Genomic DNA, 18,276 nt, shown 5'->3' with positions numbered 1-18,276 from the left:
CTCTACGGCCTGCGACATCTACGCGCTGCGGCGTGAGTCAGGCCGGGACCCTCGCCGGTACGGCTGTCGGCTGTCACCCGGCCAGCGTCTTGAGCCGGGTGGCGGCCTCCTCCAGCACTCCCGTGCGCTTGCAGAAGGCGAACCGTACGAATGGCGCACCCTGCTCGCGGTGGTCGTAGAAGACCGCGTTGGGGATCGCGACCACCCCGCAGCGCTCCGGCAGTGCACGGCAGAAGGTGAGACCGTCGCTCTCACCGAGGGGCCGGATGTCGGTGGTGATGAAGTACGTACCGGCAGGGCGGAAGACCTTGAAGCCCGCCCGCTCCAGGCCGCCCGCGAGCAGGTCCCGCTTGGCCAGCATGTCCGCGCGGAAGTCCGCGAAGTATGAGTCGGGCAGACGCAGTCCCTCGGCCACGGCGTACTGGAAGGGCCCGGAGGCGACGTACGTCAGGAACTGCTTGGCCGAGCGCACCGCCGTGACCAGTTCCGGCGTCGCGGTCACCCAGCCGACCTTCCAGCCGGTGAAGGAGAAGGTCTTGCCGGCCGAGCCGATGGTGACCGTGCGCCCGCGCATGCCGGGGAGGGTGGCGAGGGGGACGTGTTCGGCCTCGTCGTAGACCAGGTGCTCGTACACCTCGTCGGTCACCACCAGCAGGTCCCGCTCCACCGCCAGCTCGGCGACCGCGGTCAGCTCGGCGCGGGTGAGGACCGTGCCGGTCGGGTTGTGCGGGGTGTTGACCAGGAGCAGCCGGGTGCGCGGGGTGACGGCGGCGCGCAGCTCGTCGAGGTCGAGGCGGAAGGCGCCGGCGTCCGGGCGCAGGGTGACCGGGACCCGGGTGCCGCCCGCCATCGCGATGCTCGCCGCGTAGGAGTCGTAGTACGGCTCCAGGGCGATCACCTCGTCCCCGGGCTCCACCAGGGCCAGCAGGGCGGCCGCGATGGCCTCGGTGGCACCGGCGGTGACCAGCACCTCGCCGTCCGGGTCGTACGACAGGCCGTACCGGCGCCGCTGGTGCGCGGCGATCGCGGTGCGCAGCTCGGGGACGCCCGGCCCCGGCGGGTACTGGTTGCCGTGCCCCGCGCGCAGCGCCCGCACGGCGGCCTCCCTGACCTCTTCGGGGCCGTCGGTGTCCGGGAAACCCTGCCCCAGGTTGATGGAGCCGGTGCGCAGCGCGAGGGCGGACATCTCGGCGAAGATCGTGGTGCCGAACTCGGCCAGCCGGCGGTTCAGGAGCGGGCGTTCGCTGGAGGTCATGCCGGTCATCCTGCGCCCAAGCTCTGGAGTTCCTCAACTCCGCTTTGGCCGCCGTGGCGGGCGGGCATCCCCAGTTCACGCCGCGGTCTCGCGGCGGCCGGGGCGCCCACGGGGGGTCGCTCTCGGGGGAGCGGAAAGAAGGTGACGCCATGGGCACCGTCTTCATCGTGGTGGTGGCCGCGGTCATCTGCCTGGCGATCGTCGCGTCGGCGGTCCGCAGGGGCGGCGGGGGCAAGGGGGCGTACCGCGGGGGCGGCTCCTCCTCCTACGACAGCTCCGGCAGTTGGTGGGCCGGGGACTCGGGGTCGTCGTCCTCGCACGGGGGTCATCACGGGGGTGGCCACTCCTGCGGCGGCGGGCACTCCTCGTGCGGCGGCGGGTCGTCCTGCGGCGGGGGCGGGTCGTCCTGCGGTGGCGGGGGCGGCTGCGGCGGGGGCAGCTGAGCCGTCGCGGGCGGCGCGGAACCGGGGCGTCCGGGCGTGGAGCGGGGGAGCTCTCGCCGGGCGCCCCGGCGTGCGCCGGAAGGAGTGGGGCGCACGACTTGGTTGAACAGTTGAGCTGTGGAGCCCTCTGAGGGATGGAAACCCCACGAAGTTGGGTAAAAACGCTGTGGGAGCGCCACAGTTCATGATTCCCTCTAAATCACCAAAGCAGCACCTCGGACGTCCTGACGACACCCTCCCCCGGCTGGGCCGGCCGGGCCGATCTCCCGGTGTCGACCGAGGTGCACCGGACCACACTCCTCCCCTTTTGCGTGTTAGCGGAGCCGATCCATGCTCACGACCCTGAACACCACCTACACCGATACGCGCGCGGCCGACCTCGCCTGGGCCCTGGGGCGCGAGCCGCTGCCCGCCCTGGCCACCCTCGACCTGGAACTGACCGGGGCGAAGCTGCAGTTGAGACTGCTCGGCGCGTCCCACCAGGTGCTCCTGGAGGAGGAGTGCGGCGGCTGTTCGGAGACGGTGGCGTGCATCCCGGGGTCCAGCACCCCCCTGCCACTCGGGGTCGCCAAGCGCAACGGCAACTGGGAGTACGAGTTCGCGGCCCGCGTCGAGGTGCTGTCACCGGGCTCCTTCGCGGGCCGCGCCCAGGAGTTGCTGGCCCTCGTCTCCGAGCATCCGCACGGCCTCGCCGGGGTCTTCCCGGGCAGCCCGCACGCGTTCACGGCGATGCTGGCCCAGCGCCACGAGGGTCAGGTGCACTGGCGGACCTGGCACGCGTACCCGCAGGACGGCCAGCTGGTCGCGACCCGGACCCGGGTCGGCGTACGGGTCCCGGTGCCCCAACCGGTCGCCGGATGACATAAACCAGCGGGGCGTCAAAGGGTCCGGAGTTCCACACGTGTGGGTGACGAAGCGTACCGAGCGAGTGACGTAACGTCGCAGAGTGATCGATCCGCACGCACCCGCCCCGCCCGGCACACCGCCGCCCTGGGGCGCCCTCGCGCCGCTGCCCGTGCGGCCGGGGACGGGCCGCTTCCTGGTCCTGGCGTGCGTGTTCGTCTGCGCGGCCTGCGGACTGGTGTACGAACTCGAACTGGTCGCCCTCGCCTCGTACCTGATCGGCGACTCGGTCACCCAGGCATCCGTCGTGCTGTCCGTGATGGTCTTCGCGATGGGCGTCGGCTCCCTCGCCGCGAAACGGCTGCGCTGGCACGCGGCGGCGGGGTTCGCCGCGGTGGAGGCCGCGCTGGCGCTGGTCGGCGGCTGCAGCGCCATGGCGCTGTACGCCGTCTTCGCCTGGACCGGCGGCTGGGGCGGCCTGTGGGCCGCCGGGCCGCGCTGCCTCCTGGTCGCCTTCTCCCTCGCCATCGGACTGCTCATCGGCGCCGAGGTGCCGCTGCTGATGGAGCTCATCCAGCGCATCCGCCGCCAGGACGCGGGCGGCGCGGTCGCCGACCTGTTCGCGGCCGACTACGTGGGCGCGCTGGTCGGCGGCCTCGCCTTCCCGTTCCTGCTGCTGCCCTTCCTCGGCCAGTTGACGGGCACCCTGCTCACCGGCACCGTCAACGTCGTCGCCGGGGGCGCCCTGGTCCTCGGCCTGTTCCGCCGCGACCTGTCCCGCCGGACCCGCTGGACCCTCCTCGTCGCGAACGTCACCGTCCTCGGCCTCCTCGCCGCCGCCGCCGTCCTCGTCGGCGACTTCGAACGCGCCGCACGGCACGCCGTCTACGGCGCCGACGTCCGCGTCGCCCTCCAGACGGACGTCCAGGAGATCGTCCTCACCGGCGGCACCCACGGCCGCCCTCTCGACCTCTTCCTCGACGGCCGGCTGCGGGTCGGCGGCCGCGACGAACGCCGGTACCACGAAGCCCTCGTCCGCCCCGCGATGACCGGCCCGCACGCGCACGTGCTGATCCTCGGCGGCGGTGACGGCATGGCCGCGCGCGAGGTGCTGCGCCACCGGGGCGTCGACCGCGTCGACATCGTCGAACTCGACGCGGGCCTGGTCCGCCTCGCCCGCCACGACCCCGCCCTGTCCGCGCTCAACGGCCACGCCTACGACGACCCGCACGTCCACGTGTTCACCGCCGACGCCTTCCACTGGCTGCGCGAGTCACCCCGCTCCGGTTCCTCCGGCTCCTCCGGCTCCTCCGGTTACGACGTCGTCATCGCCGACCTGCCCGACCCCGGCATCACCGCCAGCACCAAGCTGTACTCCGAGGAGTTCTACGGCCTGATCCGCCGCGCGCTCGCCCCCGGCGGCCGCCTCGTCGTGCACGCCGGACCGGTCCAGGCCCGCCCGCACGCGTTCTGGACGGTCGCCGCGACCCTGCGGGCGGCGGGCCTCGCCGCCACCCCCTACCGGGTCCTCGGCCAGGACGCCGGGTTCCCTCCGGGCCCCGACCGCTCGGCCGGCGAGTCCAGGGCCCCGCACGACTGGGGCTTCATCCTCGCGACCGCCGGGCGCCGCGCGCCGCCGCTGCGCCTCCCGGCCGACGGGCCGCGGCCGCGGACACTCACGGAAGAGGGACTGGAGCGGGACGCCCTGATGACACCGGCGGCCGGGCTGCCGCCGGCGTCCACGCTGGTGCACCCGCGGTACTGAACGGGCCCGCGGGTCAAGGAGGCTCGCAGCGTGCCGGGCGCCGGGGAGGGTGTGTTGGACCGACTCGTGGGTAGGCTCAGTCGGCATGGAGCACCAGGTGTACGTCCCGGCCCCGGCCTCGCGGCTCAGGGAGGCGCTGGCCGACCCCGCGCGGGTCGCCCGGGCGGTCCCCGGCCTCCAGCAGGACGCGGGCGCCGACCCCGGCAGCGGCCGCCTCAAGGTCCGCATCGGCAGCCACTCGATCACCTACCGGGGCTCCCTGCGGGTGAGCCCCCACGACGACGGTTCGTACGCGGTCGACGGTGACGCCGCCGAGGCCCGCGGCGCCGGCACGGTGAAGCTGGCGCTGACCTTCCGCCTCGCGGAGACGGGCGAGGGCTGCACGGTCACGGTGACCGGTACGGCCACCGCCGACGGGCGGGTCGCGGAGCTGCCCGTGGAGGCGGTGCGGGCGGCGGGGACGAGGCTGCTGAGCCGTTTCGCGGAGGGGCTGGGGGAGGCGCCCGCCGCCGAACCGTCCTCGGTCTTCGAGACGGAGGTCCCGCCGCCGTCCCTGGCACCGGAGCCGGAGCCGGAGCGCGCAGTGGTGGAGGAGCCGGTGAGCGAGCCGGTCGTGGAGCCGCTGCCCGAGATCTTCGCCGAAGCGGCACACGCGCGTCGGACGATGATCGGCCGCAGTGCGGAGGAGGTGGACCACGCGCCGCCGAGGGGGCGGTACGCGCCGGTCCCGGCGCCGCAGACGGTGGCCGGGGCGTCGGCCCTGCGCTGGGCCGCACCCGCGGCGGCACTGGCACTCGCGTCGGCGATCGTGGTGACGAGGGCGTTGCGCAGGCGCCGCTGACCAGGCCGGCGCCGAGGCGGGGACGCTCACCGGCGCCAACCGGGTGCCCCCGCGCCCACCCGTGCCGCCCTGCGGCACGCCTGCCCGCAGCTACGTATCCAAGACGCGGCTGGGCAGTCCCCCGAAAGGGGCCCGGGCAACTGCGCGACCAGCCCTCCACCGATCCGCAGCCGTGTATGCCGGACGCGGGCAGTGCCCCGTAAGGGGCGCGGGGAACTGCGCGATCAGCCCCCACCGGCCCGCAGCTGAACCGCCTGCCGGCAGCCGTGTATCCAGGACGCGGCTGGGCAGTGCCCCCGTAAGGGGCGCGGGGAACTGCGCGACCAGCCCCCACCGGCCCGCAGCCGAACCTCGGCCCCCACCGGCCCGCAGCCGAACCTCGGCCCCCACCGGCCCGCAGCCGAACCTCGGCCCCCACCGGCCCGCAGCCGAACCCCGGCCCCCACCCACCCGCAGCCGAACCCTGACCCCCACCCACCCGCAGCCGAACCCTGACCCCCACCCACCCGCACCCGAAACCCGGCGCGCCACGGCCTCCCCACTACTCTCGTCCCGTGAGTAACGAAGACATCACGCTGACCGCAGGCGACGCCACCCTGCACCTGCACCCCGGCAACGGCGGCCGGATCGCCGGACTCGAGGTCGGGTCCCTCGAACTCCTCCGGCAGGGCGACCGTTTCGGCTGCTTCCCGATGGTTCCCTGGTGCGGCCGGATCCGGGACGGCCGTTTCCTCGACGGCGCCACCCTCGTCCAGATGCCCCTCAACTCCCCGCCGCACGCCATCCACGGCACCGCTCGCGACGGCGCCTGGCGCACCGCGCGCGTCTCGGCGGCCGAGGCGGTCATCACGCGCGAACTCGGCGCCCCCTGGCCGCACCCCGCCCGCGTCACCCACGTCGTGCAACTCGCCGAGGACTCCCTGACGCTGACGATGTCGGTGGAGACGTACGACGACTCCTTCCCGGCGCAGATCGGCTGGCACCCCTGGTTCAACCGGAACCTCGGCGGCCAGGACGTCCAGGTGGACTTCGCCCCCGCCTGGCAGGAGGAGCGCGGCGCGGACCACCTGCCCACCGGCAACCGCATCGACCCGAAGCCCGGCCCCTGGGACGACTGTTTCGGCATGCCCGACGGCGTCGACGTCACCCTCACCTGGCCGGGGCAGCTGGAGCTGAAGGTCGCCAGCCGCGAGCAGTGGGTGGTCGTCTACGACGAGCAGGCGGAGGCCGTCTGCGTGGAGCCGCAGACCGGGCCGCCCAACGGGCTGAACACGCTGCCCCGGCTCGTCACGCCCCTGGAGCCGCTGGAAGCCACGACCACCTGGACGTGGACGCGCCTCTAAGCTGGTCGGCATGAGCGACGTACGTGCTGAGCTGCTGCAACAGATCAAGGACAAGGCCGTGGTGCACGGCAGGGTGACCCTGTCGTCGGGGCTGGAGGCCGACTACTACGTCGACCTCCGCCGCGTCACCCTCGACGGCGAGGCCGCCCCGCTGGTCGGCCAGGTGCTGCTGGACCTGACCGCCGACCTGGAGTACGACGCCGTCGGCGGGCTCACCATGGGCGCCGACCCGGTGGCCGGCGCCATGCTGCACGCGGCCGCCGCCCGCGGAGAGCGGCTCGACGCCTTCGTCGTCCGCAAGGCGGCGAAGGCGCACGGCATGCAGCGCCGTGTCGAGGGCCCGGAGATCAGGGGCCGCCGCGTCCTGGTCGTCGAGGACACCTCCACCACCGGCGGCTCCCCGCTCACCGCCGTGGAGGCCGTGCGCGAGGCCGGCGCCGAGGTCGTCGCCGTCGCCACCATCGTGGACCGCGCCACCGGCGCCGCCGAGAAGATCCAGGAGGGCGCCGGGGTGCCGTACCTGTTCGCCTTCTCGAAGGATGAACTGGGACTGGACTGAACAGCGGGTTGACGACTGGGATTGACCCGGATTTGACCGGCGCGTGGAGCATCGGTTCATGTCTGGAAAGATGGGGACGACGATGACGTCGCCCCCAAGGTCTAGGTCAGGGCCGTAGGAAACCAGCAGTACGCCGACCCGCACACTCAAGGAGCGGACAGATGCCCATCGCAACCCCCGAGGTCTACAACGAGATGCTCGACCGGGCGAAGGCAGGCAAGTTCGCCTACCCGGCCATCAACGTCACCTCAAGTCAGACCCTGCACGCGGCGCTGCGCGGCTTCGCGGAGGCGGAGAGCGACGGCATCGTCCAGATCTCCACGGGTGGGGCCGAGTTCCTGGGCGGCCAGTACAAGAAGGACATGGTCACCGGTGCGGTGGCGCTCGCCGAGTTCGCGCACGTCGTCGCCGAGAAGTACCCGGTGAACGTCGCGCTGCACACGGACCACTGCCCGAAGGACAAGCTCGACGCGTACGTCCGGCCGCTGCTCGCGATCTCCGAGGAGCGGGTGAAGAACGGCCGCAACCCGCTCTTCCAGTCGCACATGTGGGACGGCTCCGCCGAGACCCTCGCCGACAACCTGGCCATCGCGCAGGAGCTCCTGGAGCAGGCCCGCCGCGCCAACATCATCCTCGAGGTCGAGATCACCCCGACCGGCGGCGAGGAGGACGGCGTCTCCCACGAGATCAACGACTCCCTCTACACGACCGTCGAGGACGCGATCCGCACCGCCGAGGCGCTGGGCCTCGGTGAGAAGGGCCGCTACCTGCTCGCCGCCTCCTTCGGCAACGTGCACGGCGTGTACAAGCCGGGCAACGTCGTGCTCCGCCCCGACCTGCTGAAGGAGCTGGCCGACGGCGTGGCCGCCAAGTTCGGCAAGCAGTCGCCGTTCGACTTCGTCTTCCACGGCGGCTCCGGCTCCACCGAGCAGGAGATCCTGACCGCGCTGGAGAACGGCGTCGTGAAGATGAACCTCGACACCGACACCCAGTACGCCTTCACCCGTCCGGTCGCCGATCACATGTTCAAGAACTACGACGGCGTCCTCAAGGTCGACGGCGAGGTCGGCTCCAAGAAGACCTACGACCCGCGCACCTGGGGCAAGTCGGCCGAGGCCGGCATGGCCGCGCGCGTCGTCGAGGCCGCGCAGAACCTGCGCTCGGCGGGCAACAAGATCAAGTAAGCCGCATTACGGTCAGGACCCGGCGCTCGTCTGTCTACGGCGCCGGGTCCGCTGTATACCTGGAACCATGCCAGACGTCCGGATCGCCTCAGCCCAGGGCAAGTGGATCCTGATCACCACGGTCCTCGGCTCCAGCATGGCGCTGCTGGACTCGACGGTCGTCAACGTCGCCCTGCCCCGCATCGGCGACGACCTGGACGCGAGCCTGTCCGCGCTCCAGTGGACGATCAACGCGTACATGCTGACGCTGGCCGGCCTGATCCTGCTCGGCGGCTCGCTCGGCGACCAGTTCGGCCGCCGGAAGGTCTTCGTGATCGGGGTCGTCTGGTTCGCGGCCGCCTCCCTGATGTGCGGCCTGGCCCCGACCGACGCCGTCCTGATCGGCGCCCGCGCCCTCCAGGGCATCGGCGGCGCCCTGCTCACCCCAGGCTCCCTGGCCCTCATCCAGGCCTCCTTCCACCCCGACGACCGGGCCCGCGCGGTCGGCCTGTGGTCCGGCTTCGGCGGCATCGGCGCGGCGGTGGGGCCCTTCCTCGGCGGCTGGCTGGTGGACGGTCCCGGCTGGCGCTGGGTCTTCCTCCTCAACGTCCCGCTGGCCCTGCTCTGCGTCCCCGTCGCGCTGCGGCACGTCCCCGAGTCCGCCGACGGCCGCGCCCACGGCCGCTTCGACATCCTCGGCGCGGTACTGGGCGCCCTGGCTCTCGGTCTGGTGACCTTCGCGCTGATCGAGGCCGGGACCACCTCGCTGCTCGCCGTCGCGGGCGTCGCGGCCGGCGTGGCCTTCGTGTACGTCGAGAAGCACCGCCAGGACCCGATGCTCCCGCTGGACATCTTCGCGTCCCGCCAGTTCACGGCGCTGAACATCGTCACCCTGTGCGTGTACGGCGCGTTCGGCGGCTACTTCTTCCTCACCGCGCTCCAACTCCAGGTGGTGGCGGGCTACTCGGCGCTGGCCGCGGGCACCGCCCTGCTGCCGACGACGGCTTTGATGCTGCTCTTCTCGGCCCGCTCGGGTGCCCTGGCCGACCGCATCGGCCCGCGCATCCCGCTCACGGTGGGCCCGCTGCTGTGTGCCACCGCGATGCTCCTGATGCTGCGCGTCGGCGAACACGCGAACTACCTGACCGACGTCCTCCCGGCGGTCCTGGTCCAGGGCGTCGGCATGGTCACCCTGGTGGCCCCGCTCACCGCCTCGGTCCTCGCCTCCGTGGACACGGCCCGGGCGGGCGTCGCCAGCGGCATCAACAACGCGGCGGCCCGCGCCGCCAGCCTGATCGCGGTGGCGGCGCTGCCGCTCATCGCCGGGATGGGCCCGGAGGCGTACCGGTCGCCCTCGGCGTTCGACGCCGCGTTCGACCGGGCCATGCCCGTCTGCGCCGGCGTCCTGGTGGTCGGCTCCGCCCTGGCCTTCGCCATGGTCCGCCGGCCGGCGCCGGGCTGCGTCCGCCCGGAGTGCCGCACCCACGGGAACGTGACCGCGCCGCCGATCGAGGCGAAGGGCGGCTAGATGTACTCGGTCATGACTTTGGTGACAGGCGGCTGATCGGGGGCTGGCCTGCGAGCGCGGTGTGTCGGCGTCGAGTGTTGTAGAAGGTCAGCGGGCCTTGCCCCCTGATCTTGGACACACGAGACACTGGATCCTGAGGATCTGAGGACGGACATCTCGTGGTCATGAAGAACTATCCGCCGCAGTTCAAGGCGGACGCGGTCGCGCTGTACCAGTCGCGGCCCCAGGCGACGATCCGGCAGGTTGCCGCCGATCTGGGGATCAACCCCGAGACCTTGCGGAACTGGGTGCGGGCAGCCGGCGCGAGCCGGCCGCGGGGACGCCGGGCAGAGGTACCCGCCGAGCCGCCCACTCCGCTGGAGGCGGAGAACGCCGCTCTGCGCCAGAAGGTCCGCGAGCTGGAGGAAGAACGCGAGATCCTGCGCAAGGCGGCGAAGTATTTCGCCGGGGAGACGCGCTGGTGAACCGCTTCCAGTTCGTTGCCGACCACCACCGCCGCTACGGCGTGAAGCGGCTGTGCACCATCCTCGGCATCGCCCGCTCCAGCTTCTACTACTGGCGCCGGACGGCCGCTGACCGGGCCGCCCGGCAGGCGGCCGACGCCCACCTCGCCACCCGGATACGAGCCGTGCACCACGAATCGGGCGGCACCTACGGCGTTCCCAGGATCACCGCCGAACTCCGCGACCGCGGCGAGCGAGTCAACCACAAGCGCATCGCTCGGGTAATGCGCGGCATCGGCCTGGCAGGACTGCGGCTGCGGCGCAGGCACCGCACCACGATCGCCGACCCGGCCGCGGCGAAGGCCCCGGACCTGATCGGCCGCGACTTCACCGCGAGCGAGCCGAACACGAAGTACGTCGGCGACATCACCTATCTCCCGCTGGACGGCGGGAAGTTCCTGTATCTGGCCACCGTCATCGACCTCGCCTCACGTCGCCTGGCCGGCTGGGCCATCGCAGACCACATGCGCACCGGCCTCGTCACCGACGCCCTGGCCGCCGCCGAACACACCCGCGGCAACCTCGCTGGAGCGGTCATACACACCGACCACGGAGCCCAGGTTGGACTCAATCGGTCGTCGCAACACCAGCTACCTGAAGAGATAGTAGGTGCTCATTGAGGGCCTCGGCGGGTGTCTTCCATCCGAGAGTTTTGCGGGGTCTGTTGTTGACGGTGAAGGCGACGGCCTGGAGCTCGTCGGCGTCCCAGCGGGACAGGTCCGTGCCCTTGGGAAAATACTGGCGCAACAGGCCATTCGTATTCTCATTGGTGCCGCGCTGCCAGGGGCTGTGGGGGTCGGCGAAGTAGACCTGCAGCCCGCTGTCGATGCGGAGTTGGGCATGCTGGGCCAGTTCCGTGCCGCGATCCCAGGTCAGTGACCTGCGCAGCTGTTCGGGCAGCGTGGTGATCGTGGCGGTGATCGCGTCCTTCACGGCCTCGGCGCCCCGGCCGGCCAATGCGGGCCCGTTCTTGGTGCGCGGTTCGGTGCCGAAGCCTTCCATCCGGGGCAGGTGCAGCAGCATCGTGAACCTGGTGCTGCGCTCCACGAGCGTGCCGATCGCGGACCGGCCAGTGCCGATGATGAGATCGCCTTCCCAGTGGCCCGGGACGGCCCGGTCCTCGGCCTCAGCGGGCCGCTCGCTGATCAGCACGTCGGCGGTCACATGCCCGCGGATGCTCTGCCTGGAGCGTTCCCGCGGGACGCGTAGTGACCGTCCAGTACGCAGGCAGGCGACCAGCTCTCGCTTGAGCGCCCCGCGCCCCTGGACGTAAAGAGCCTGGTAGATCGCCTCCGGGGAGATGCGCATGGACTCATCATCGGGGAAGTCCGCCTTCAGCCGCTGCGATATCTGCTCCGGGCTCCACGCTGTGGCCCAGAGGCGGTCCTGCCGCCTCGGCTTGTTCCGGCCTTTCCACGGCGCCACCTGCGGACCCGCAATGGTCCTCCCGCCCACGGCATGGACGAGGGTTCCGGCCAGCCGGTCCTGGACGTAGTCGTGCAGGCGCTGGTTGGCCACCAGCTTCGCGGTCTTCGGCCGCTGCGCACGCCGCTCGGCATGCCACTGCGCCAGCGAGGCCCGGTACTCCAGGTGGTAGGTCCGAGTCGAGGCGTTGCGCCGCAGCTCCCGCGAGATCGTCGAGGGCGAACGCCCCAGACGCCGCGCGATCGCACGGACGCCGACGTCTCGTGCACGTAGCAGAGCGATCTCCTCCCGCTCGGCGAACGACAGGTATCGGCCCGAGACTGTCGGGGCAAGACACGGATTCACCCCGCCAGCATGCCGAAACCACCGTGATCCCACTGCCGGGGAGACCTCGATCGCGGCCGCCGCGTCCACCGAGCTCAACCCCCGCGCGATCGCCTGCCAGAACCTGACCCGGTCCTCACGCCAGGCGACACTCGGACGACCCGGCGAAGGCATCTGCCCGCGATACTCCCGCGCCGCCCGCTGCCGATTCCCCACACCCATTCGCAAACCTCCAGCTCACAGAGGTGTTGCGACGACCAGTTGAATCCGCCCAGTACACCAGCCGGGCCTTCGCCGACGCCTGCCGTCAGGCCGGCGTCCGCCAGTCCATGAGCGCGATCGGCTCCAGCGCGGACAATGCACTCGCCGAGTCCTTCAACGCGACCTTCAAACGCGAGACGCTCCAGGGCCGCAAGACCTGGCCCAGCGAACGCGAGGCCCGACTCGACGCGTTCGGCTGGCTCAACCGCTACAACACCCGACGCCGTCACTCCCGCCTCGGACAACGCAGTCCCATCGCCTACGAGACGGCACTCGCCACGACAGCAACTACCCTGGCCCAAGCCGCATAGCCCGTGTCCAAGAATCCGGGTTAAGGCCCAGCCATGGTGCCAGCGCGTGGGCGCGTTCGGTGTTGCTGGCGAAGACCTGGCGGTATGCCCATTCGGTTTGCAGGGTGCGGTTGAAGCGTTCGACCTTGCCGTTTGTCCAGGGGCAGTGGGGGCGGATGAACCGTTGATCGGCTCCCAGGTCGGCCACGGCCTGGCGGAATGCGGTGCTCTTGCGGTAGGTCCAGGCGTTGTCGGTGATGACCCGTTCGATGCGGTCGATGCCGTGGGCGGCGAAGAACGCGGCGGTGCGGGTGAGGAAGGCGGCGCAGGTGTCGGCCTTCTCATCGGCGTGGATCTCCGCATAGGCCAGGCGGGAGTGGTCGTCGACGGCGGCGTGGACGTAGTCGTAGCCGATCCGGGCCTGTTTTTGCGCGTAGGTCTTGCCGGCTTCCCGGCCGTGGGCTCGCCATCCTCCGCCGTCCGGGATCCGTCCGATCTTCTTCACGTCGATGTGGACGAGCTCGCCGGGCCGGGCGCGTTCGTAGCGCGCGGGGCTGCGGCGTTCGGCACGGATGGGCTCTCCGGTCAGCGGGTCGCAGGATGCCAGGTGAGGGATCTGGTGGCGGCGCAGGATGCGGCTGACGGTTCGTGCGGGGACGCCGGTTTCCACGGCGAGGAAGTCCGGGCCCCGCCGGTGAGCGCGCCGTGCACTGAGCACTGCGGCCTCGACGTGTTCGGGGGTACGCCTCGGGCAGCTGCGGGGGCGGCTGGAGCGGTCGTGCAGGCCGTTCCAGCCCTCGGCCCGGAAACGGGCTACCCACCGGTGCGCACACTGGCGCGACACTCCCAGTTCCTTGGCCACGTGCGCCACCGGACGCAGGTCGTACACGACACGGCGCACCAGCAGACATCTGCCGTGAAAGGTCAGCCGGGCATTAGCGTGGGCCACCAAGACCTCCGGTTGTGGTGAAGACAGGCATCTCCACTACGCCCGGAGGTCTTCTCTTGATCAATTACCGACGCGAGTTACCAACCTCTTGGCCGAGTACAGCTAGACGCTCCGCTGGGAAGCGCCGTGACCTGTCGGCTGTCGTTGCGGCGTTGTGGCCGGTCGCGCGGTTCCTCCTGCAGCGCCCCTGGGGGCGCTGCAGAACCCAGCGGATCTCGCCGGAAGGGGCTGGAGGCTACGGCCGGCGGCGGAGCAGGGTGGTGCGCAGGTCGTGTTCGGTGATCTGGTCGGCGGGGCGGTGGAGGGTCCAGCGGTGGGCCGCGCCGCCGTCCATGGGCAGTACCTCGACGACGGTTTCCAGCGGCGGGCGGCCCCGTGGGTCACGGCTGAGCTGGCGGATGACGACGGCGGTGTCGTCGTCCAGGCCGAGCAGGACGCGCACGGTGTCCCTCAGTTCGCGCAACCGCGGGCTCGGCCAGGCGCTGCCCGGGCGTGGTTCCAGGGGCAGGGAAGCTGCCTCCTTCCGTCCGCCCGCGGCCGAGGCCAGCTGCCAGGCCGCGAGGAACAGCAGCGTGCCGGTCTCGGCGAGCAGGCTGAGGGCGGCCTGCGGCGCGGGCTGCAGACCGCGCTCGGTGAAGCCGAAGACGCCGACCGTGCGCGAGGCCGCGAAGCCGCCGAGGGCGCCGAGTGCGACGCCGGCTGCGGCGGCCCGCAGCAGCAGGGGTGGCGTCCCCGCCGCCAGCAGGGCCGCGAGGGCGAAGGAGGCGGCGGCCTGGAGGAGGAACAGGGGACCGATGACGTGGACGTAGCGGTACCCGTCGAGGTACAGCTGGGCGTGGACGTATCCGCCGGCGGCGAGGGTTGCGGCGGTCGCCCACCGCAGGGCCGGGACGAGGAGCCTTCGGTGGTTCATGCCAGCCTCTCATCCTTGACGGCCAGTTCGCGGTCGCCCTGGCGGTAGCCGACGGTGCGTATGCCGAGCGCGGCCTTGAGCTGCCGGGCGGGGACGACCTGGGGGGTGGGGGCGGGGGCCCGGCCCGGTTTGGGCAAGGGGTAGGCGGTGGTGGTGGCGGAGTGGAAGGTGATGTTGCCCTCGGTCTTCGTGAACAGCTGGTGGACGTGCCCGTTGAGGCAGGTGACGGAGGAGAAGCGGCGCAGCAGGGCGATGACCTTGAGGGCGTCGTCGGTGCTCCAGCCCCACTTCGGGTACATGGCGAACAGCGGGATGTGGCTGAAGACCACGACGGGCGTGTCCGAGGACAGCCCGGCGAGGTCCTTGCGGACGAAGTCGATCTGGGCGTTGCCGAGGTGACCGAGCTTCTCCAGGCTCAGGGTGTTGACCAGGGCGATGAAGTGCACGCCGTGGGTGTCGAAGCTGTACCAGCCGTCGCCGAGCGTGCCCGCGCCGAAGGCCCGCCGGTAGGCGCGGCCCGCGTCGCCGATGGAGTCGTGCTCGCCCGGCACGGTGAAGACCCGGTCCGTTCTCAGCCCGGACATCATCTGCTTGACCTGGTCGAACTGCCCGGCCATGGACAGGTGGGTCAGGTCGCCGCTGTGCATGACGAAGTCCGGCCTGAAGCCGAGCGAGTTGACCTGGTTGACCGCTTCGGTGAAGGACCCGGCCACGTCCGTGTTCGCCGGCCCCTGGAACCCGATGTGGCTGTCGGAGACCTGCACGAACCGCAGCGTGCCGCTGCCCGCCGCGGCGACGTCGGTGGCACCGGCGGCGCCCGTCGTACCCGTGGCGGCCTCGGCCGCGGAGCCCCGGGAGCCGGCGATCTGGCTGATCACCTCTCCGCCGGCCACGGTCAGCACCACCGCGCCGCCGAACCACCCGGCGTGCCGCATGAGCTGGCGACGCGTCATGCCGTGTTCCGTGGCGGGTTCACGAGACTCACCGGGTCCACGAAGCCCGCCGGCTTCGTCGTTGGCGTCGTAAGTGCCGTAGTCGTCGTAGTCGTCGTAGGCGGTCATCGGGTCACCTCCACGGTGGCGGTCATGAACGGATGGATGGTGCAGAGGTAGGCGTAGGTGCCGGGCTTGGTGAAGGTGTGGCTGAAGGCGGCGTGGGTGCCCAGGGCGGCGGAGTGCAGCGGACCGCCCGGTCCGGTGCTGGTGACGGTGTGGGCCTCGGTGTCCTCGTTGGTCCAGGTCACCGTCGTACCCACCGGCACCTTCAGCGTGGCCGGCGCGAAGGCGAAGTTCTTGATCGCGACGGCGGTCCCGCTCACCGGCCTGCCCGTGCTCGGGCGGCTCGCGTGCATGTTCATGGTCGGCATGTTCATGGTGGGCATCGACGAGGCGTGCGGCGACCCGCCGCACGCGCTGAGCAGCCCCAGCGTGCCGGCGGTGGCGACGGCGGCCAGGGCGAGCCCGGCCGCGGTGCGCGATCGCCGGCCTCGGGCGCGGAACTCCGGGGGGTGGTGTGTGCGGTTCACGTCTGATCCGTCCTTTGCTCGCGTAGGTCGGTCCTTGTCCGGCTCCACGGACGGCGGCGGTCAGATGGTTCGGTATATATACGCTTTTGCGGAAATTCCTCGCGGCGGCACGGAGTGCTGTCGGCGCCGTGCTCCGCGTTACGGGACAAAGAACTCCATGTGAGCGATCATCGACTTATGCCCCGGAGTTTCCGAAAGCGTGATCCAAGCGTCGATCCGGATCGCTCCGCGCGCCGTGTCTCTGGTAGAGGAACGCTTTCGACCGCGGACGAGGAACTGCTGCGCACTCTGTACGCGGAGCACGCAGGACCCCTGTTCCACTACGTGCTGCGACTGACATCGGGAGATCGGCAATGGGCGGAGGACGTGGTCCAGGAGACCCTGTTGAGGGCATGGCAGCACCCCGCCGCGTTCGAGCCCGCACGCGGCCCGGCCCGGGCCTGGCTGTGCACGGTGGCCCGGCACCTGGTCATCGACGCCCACCGGGCCCGGCAAGCCAGGCCGGCCGAGGCGGGCGGCGAGGCGCTGGAGCGGGTCGCGGAGCAGACGCCGGGCGAGGACGAGATCGAGCAGGCGCTGCAGAGCTGGGCGGTTGCCGACGCTCTCCGGGCGCTGTCCCCGGATCACCGCGCGGTGTTGCTGGAGACCTACTACCGGGGGCGGACCATGGCGGAGGCCGCACAGGTGCTGGGCATTCCGCTGGGCACCGTGAAGTCGCGCACCTACTACGCCCTGCACGCCCTGCGGCTGGCGCTTCAGGAGCGGGGGATCGAGCCGTGACCGTGATGTGCGGGAGGTGGTGACCGTGGGTGCAGAGCACGACGCACTGCGGCTGGCGCTGGGTGGATACGTCCTGGGCACGCTGCCCCCCGCGGAGATGGAACGGGTGCGGGTCCACCTCGCCGCGTGCGACGAGTGCGGGGCCGAACACGCCCGGCTGGCGGGACTGCCCGCGCTGCTGGCGACGGTGACCGCGGCCGAGGCCGAGGCCGCGGGCCGGACGTTGCCGGCGGCCGACGGCGACCTGGCCGACCGGCTGGTGGCCCAGGCGGCCGAGAGCGCACAACTCTCCTCGCCCGCGCCGCCCGCGGCGGCACCGCAGGCGCCCCAGGCGGCGCAGACGGGGGTGCTGGAGAGCCTGCTCCAGCGAGCCGCGGCCCGGCGGCGCAGGAGCCGCCGTCTCCAACTGGCGGGCGCCGCCGCCTCCCTGGCGTTCGTCGCGGCAGCGGCCGGCGGCACCTGGCTGGCCACGGTCGGAACCGTGACCAGCCAGGCGACACCGCCCGGTGCGACCGCGCCGACCGCCTCGCGCACCTTCTCCGGGAGCGACCCCACGACCGGCGTCACCGCCTCGGTGCGGGTCTACCCCTCCGCCTGGGGGAGTGTCCTCCAGGTCCACGCCAAGGGCGCGCCGGCCGGAATCACCTGCCGGCTCCAGGCCGTCGGGCCCGGTGGCACGAGGGCGGACGGCGCCACCTGGCGGGCGGGCGAATACCCTCCGGGTACCACGGTCCAAGGGGCGGTCGACATGTCCCCGGGGGCCATCCAGCACTTCGAGATCCTCGCGGGCGACGGCCAGAAACTGGTCACCATCCGGTCGTGAGGCGCTCCGGCGGTGCCGCTGCCGCAGGCCGGTGCCCAGGCTCGCGAAAAAAGTCACAAAAGGCGCGAAACGCTCGAACCCCTGGACATGTGCCGTCCGTGGAACTGAATGAGCGCGCCACTGCAGGACCGGTACACCGACCCTCCCGACGCCGTCGGCGGTCTCTCCCCATCCCGGTCTCCGCACCTCCACGGAAGAGTCAGAAGACCATGTACGTGACCGATTCGCCCCGCCCGAGTTCACTGCCCGGCGAGCCCTGCCGCTACCAGGCGCTGCTGACCCTGCCCGCGCAGGAGGCGCACGTCCCCGCCGCCCGTCACTTCGCGGCCGATCTGCTGGAGACCTGGAGCGTGCCCGCGAGCGAGCGGGACTCCGCCGTCCTCATCGTGGACGAACTCGCCGCCAACGCCGCTCAGTACGGCCGTGAGCGCATGACCCTGTCGCTCGCCCTCGACCACGGGACCCTGCACATCGTGGTCACCGACTCCGGGACGACGGTGCAGCGCCGGCGCCGCGACGCGGCTCCCGACGAGCACGGCCGCGGCACCGGCATCGTCCAGTACCTCGCCCAGTCGACCGAGGTCCACCAGACCCGCGGCGGCCGCGAGGTCCGCGCCTGCCTGCGGTGTTCGGCATGACCGGCCCCGGCGCCACCGGCGCTGCCGGCGTTCCGGGCGAGCCGCGGCACCCGGTCACCGCGCGACCCGGCGAGTGGCCCCTCGCGACCCACAGACCGTGCCCCG

General features: G+C 71.9%; 16 protein-coding genes and 3 pseudogenes. 13 read left to right on the top strand and 6 right to left on the bottom strand.

The features are described 5' to 3' along the window. Positions 1 to 73 precede the first annotated feature (73 nt). Positions 74 to 1,264 carry a pyridoxal phosphate-dependent aminotransferase gene (locus BLW82_RS19950; RefSeq protein ID WP_093500346.1) on the bottom strand — a complete coding sequence of 397 codons (1,191 nt, stop codon included), beginning with the start codon at positions 1,262 to 1,264 and terminating at the stop codon, positions 74 to 76. Between the two features lie 140 nt (positions 1,265 to 1,404). Here BLW82_RS19950 and BLW82_RS19945 point away from each other — a divergent pair, with 140 nt between their 5' ends. The 9 genes and pseudogenes from BLW82_RS19945 to BLW82_RS19900 all read left to right on the top strand — a co-directional run. Continuing rightward, positions 1,405 to 1,698, top strand: a complete 294-nt coding sequence (locus BLW82_RS19945) for a hypothetical protein (RefSeq protein WP_093500344.1) — start codon at positions 1,405 to 1,407, stop codon at positions 1,696 to 1,698. Positions 1,699 to 2,028: 330 nt separating this feature from the next. Then, positions 2,029 to 2,559 carry a DUF2617 family protein gene (locus BLW82_RS19940; protein WP_093500342.1) on the top strand — a complete coding sequence of 177 codons (531 nt, stop codon included), beginning with the start codon at positions 2,029 to 2,031 and terminating at the stop codon, positions 2,557 to 2,559. An 85-nt stretch (positions 2,560 to 2,644) separates the two neighbouring features. Beyond that, complete coding sequence (locus BLW82_RS19935; RefSeq protein ID WP_093500340.1) at positions 2,645 to 4,306, top strand: polyamine aminopropyltransferase; 1,662 nt, start codon at positions 2,645 to 2,647, stop codon at positions 4,304 to 4,306. Positions 4,307 to 4,391: 85 nt separating this feature from the next. Further along, positions 4,392 to 5,147, top strand: coding sequence for an SRPBCC family protein (locus tag BLW82_RS19930; protein WP_093500338.1), 756 nt, complete (start codon positions 4,392 to 4,394; stop codon positions 5,145 to 5,147). Positions 5,148 to 5,701: 554 nt separating this feature from the next. Beyond that, positions 5,702 to 6,490 (top strand): aldose epimerase family protein, encoded by a 789-nt coding sequence (locus BLW82_RS19925; RefSeq protein ID WP_093500337.1) that lies wholly within the window; start codon positions 5,702 to 5,704, stop codon positions 6,488 to 6,490. Positions 6,491 to 6,500: 10 nt separating this feature from the next. Beyond that, positions 6,501 to 7,049 carry an orotate phosphoribosyltransferase gene (pyrE, locus tag BLW82_RS19920; protein WP_093500335.1) on the top strand — a complete coding sequence of 183 codons (549 nt, stop codon included), beginning with the start codon at positions 6,501 to 6,503 and terminating at the stop codon, positions 7,047 to 7,049. A 161-nt stretch (positions 7,050 to 7,210) separates the two neighbouring features. Further along, entirely contained in the window at positions 7,211 to 8,233 is a 1,023-nt protein-coding gene (gene fbaA, locus BLW82_RS19915; protein ID WP_093500333.1) for a class II fructose-bisphosphate aldolase, read from the top strand. Between the two features lie 67 nt (positions 8,234 to 8,300). Further along, positions 8,301 to 9,740: an MFS transporter gene (locus tag BLW82_RS19910; protein ID WP_093500331.1), complete on the top strand. Its 1,440-nt coding sequence runs from the start codon at positions 8,301 to 8,303 to the stop codon at positions 9,738 to 9,740. 158 nt (positions 9,741 to 9,898) lie between these two features. Then, positions 9,899 to 10,803: pseudogene (locus BLW82_RS19900) on the top strand (IS3 family transposase); the annotation flags it as partial. 7 nt (positions 10,804 to 10,810) lie between these two features. Here the strand turns inward: BLW82_RS19900 and BLW82_RS19895 are convergent. Beyond that, the gene (locus tag BLW82_RS19895) at positions 10,811 to 12,214 is read right to left on the bottom strand and encodes an IS30 family transposase (protein ID WP_093496878.1); all 1,404 of its coding nucleotides are present in this window, start codon (positions 12,212 to 12,214) and stop codon (positions 10,811 to 10,813) included. Positions 12,215 to 12,261: 47 nt separating this feature from the next. Here BLW82_RS19895 and BLW82_RS19890 point away from each other — a divergent pair. Next, positions 12,262 to 12,564: pseudogene (locus tag BLW82_RS19890) on the top strand (integrase core domain-containing protein); the annotation flags it as partial. Positions 12,565 to 12,592: 28 nt separating this feature from the next. On the opposite strand, the pseudogene BLW82_RS19885 reads toward BLW82_RS19890, so the two are convergent. The 4 genes and pseudogenes from BLW82_RS19885 to BLW82_RS45530 form a co-directional block, all read right to left on the bottom strand. Continuing rightward, a pseudogene (locus tag BLW82_RS19885) lies at positions 12,593 to 13,492 on the bottom strand (IS481 family transposase); the annotation flags it as partial. Between the two features lie 235 nt (positions 13,493 to 13,727). Continuing rightward, entirely contained in the window at positions 13,728 to 14,405 is a 678-nt protein-coding gene (locus BLW82_RS45535; protein ID WP_256215882.1) for a hypothetical protein, read from the bottom strand. After that, positions 14,402 to 15,466, bottom strand: coding sequence for a metallophosphoesterase family protein (locus BLW82_RS19870; RefSeq protein ID WP_093500323.1), 1,065 nt, complete (start codon positions 15,464 to 15,466; stop codon positions 14,402 to 14,404). Before BLW82_RS19870 ends, BLW82_RS45535 begins: the two co-directional genes overlap by 4 nt. Beyond that, the gene (locus BLW82_RS45530; protein WP_256215881.1) at positions 15,463 to 15,930 is read right to left on the bottom strand and encodes a cupredoxin domain-containing protein; all 468 of its coding nucleotides are present in this window, start codon (positions 15,928 to 15,930) and stop codon (positions 15,463 to 15,465) included. Before BLW82_RS45530 ends, BLW82_RS19870 begins: the two co-directional genes overlap by 4 nt. A 177-nt stretch (positions 15,931 to 16,107) precedes the next feature. Between BLW82_RS45530 and BLW82_RS19860 the strand changes: the two genes are divergently transcribed. From BLW82_RS19860 to BLW82_RS19850, 3 genes are all read left to right on the top strand, one after another. Continuing rightward, positions 16,108 to 16,710 carry a sigma-70 family RNA polymerase sigma factor gene (locus tag BLW82_RS19860; RefSeq protein WP_093500321.1) on the top strand — a complete coding sequence of 201 codons (603 nt, stop codon included), beginning with the start codon at positions 16,108 to 16,110 and terminating at the stop codon, positions 16,708 to 16,710. Between the two features lie 25 nt (positions 16,711 to 16,735). Beyond that, complete coding sequence (locus BLW82_RS19855) at positions 16,736 to 17,533, top strand: zf-HC2 domain-containing protein (protein WP_093508155.1); 798 nt, start codon at positions 16,736 to 16,738, stop codon at positions 17,531 to 17,533. A gap of 209 nt (positions 17,534 to 17,742) precedes the next feature. Beyond that, a complete protein-coding gene (locus BLW82_RS19850; RefSeq protein WP_093500319.1) occupies positions 17,743 to 18,171 on the top strand; it encodes an ATP-binding protein in 429 nt (142 codons plus the stop codon). Positions 18,172 to 18,276 lie beyond the last annotated feature (105 nt).

This window comes from Streptomyces sp. Ag109_O5-10 (assembly GCF_900105755.1).
Taxonomy (GTDB): domain Bacteria; phylum Actinomycetota; class Actinomycetes; order Streptomycetales; family Streptomycetaceae; genus Streptomyces.
This window is presented reverse-complemented; position numbering and strand designations above follow the sequence as displayed.

Coding starts and splice junctions, on each gene's coding strand:
- BLW82_RS19910 (WP_093500331.1), top strand. CDS start 8,301: ATGCCAGACGTCCGGATCGCCTCAGCCCAGGGCAAGTGGATCCTGATC.
- BLW82_RS45535 (WP_256215882.1), bottom strand. CDS start 14,405: ATGAACCACCGAAGGCTCCTCGTCCCGGCCCTGCGGTGGGCGACCGCC.
- pyrE (WP_093500335.1), top strand. CDS start 6,501: ATGAGCGACGTACGTGCTGAGCTGCTGCAACAGATCAAGGACAAGGCC.
- BLW82_RS19870 (WP_093500323.1), bottom strand. CDS start 15,466: ATGACCGCCTACGACGACTACGACGACTACGGCACTTACGACGCCAAC.
- BLW82_RS19850 (WP_093500319.1), top strand. CDS start 17,743: ATGTACGTGACCGATTCGCCCCGCCCGAGTTCACTGCCCGGCGAGCCC.
- BLW82_RS19940 (WP_093500342.1), top strand. CDS start 2,029: ATGCTCACGACCCTGAACACCACCTACACCGATACGCGCGCGGCCGAC.
- BLW82_RS19860 (WP_093500321.1), top strand. CDS start 16,108: ATGCCCCGGAGTTTCCGAAAGCGTGATCCAAGCGTCGATCCGGATCGC.
- fbaA (WP_093500333.1), top strand. CDS start 7,211: ATGCCCATCGCAACCCCCGAGGTCTACAACGAGATGCTCGACCGGGCG.
- BLW82_RS19945 (WP_093500344.1), top strand. CDS start 1,405: ATGGGCACCGTCTTCATCGTGGTGGTGGCCGCGGTCATCTGCCTGGCG.
- BLW82_RS19930 (WP_093500338.1), top strand. CDS start 4,392: ATGGAGCACCAGGTGTACGTCCCGGCCCCGGCCTCGCGGCTCAGGGAG.
- BLW82_RS19950 (WP_093500346.1), bottom strand. CDS start 1,264: ATGACCGGCATGACCTCCAGCGAACGCCCGCTCCTGAACCGCCGGCTG.
- BLW82_RS19895 (WP_093496878.1), bottom strand. CDS start 12,214: ATGGGTGTGGGGAATCGGCAGCGGGCGGCGCGGGAGTATCGCGGGCAG.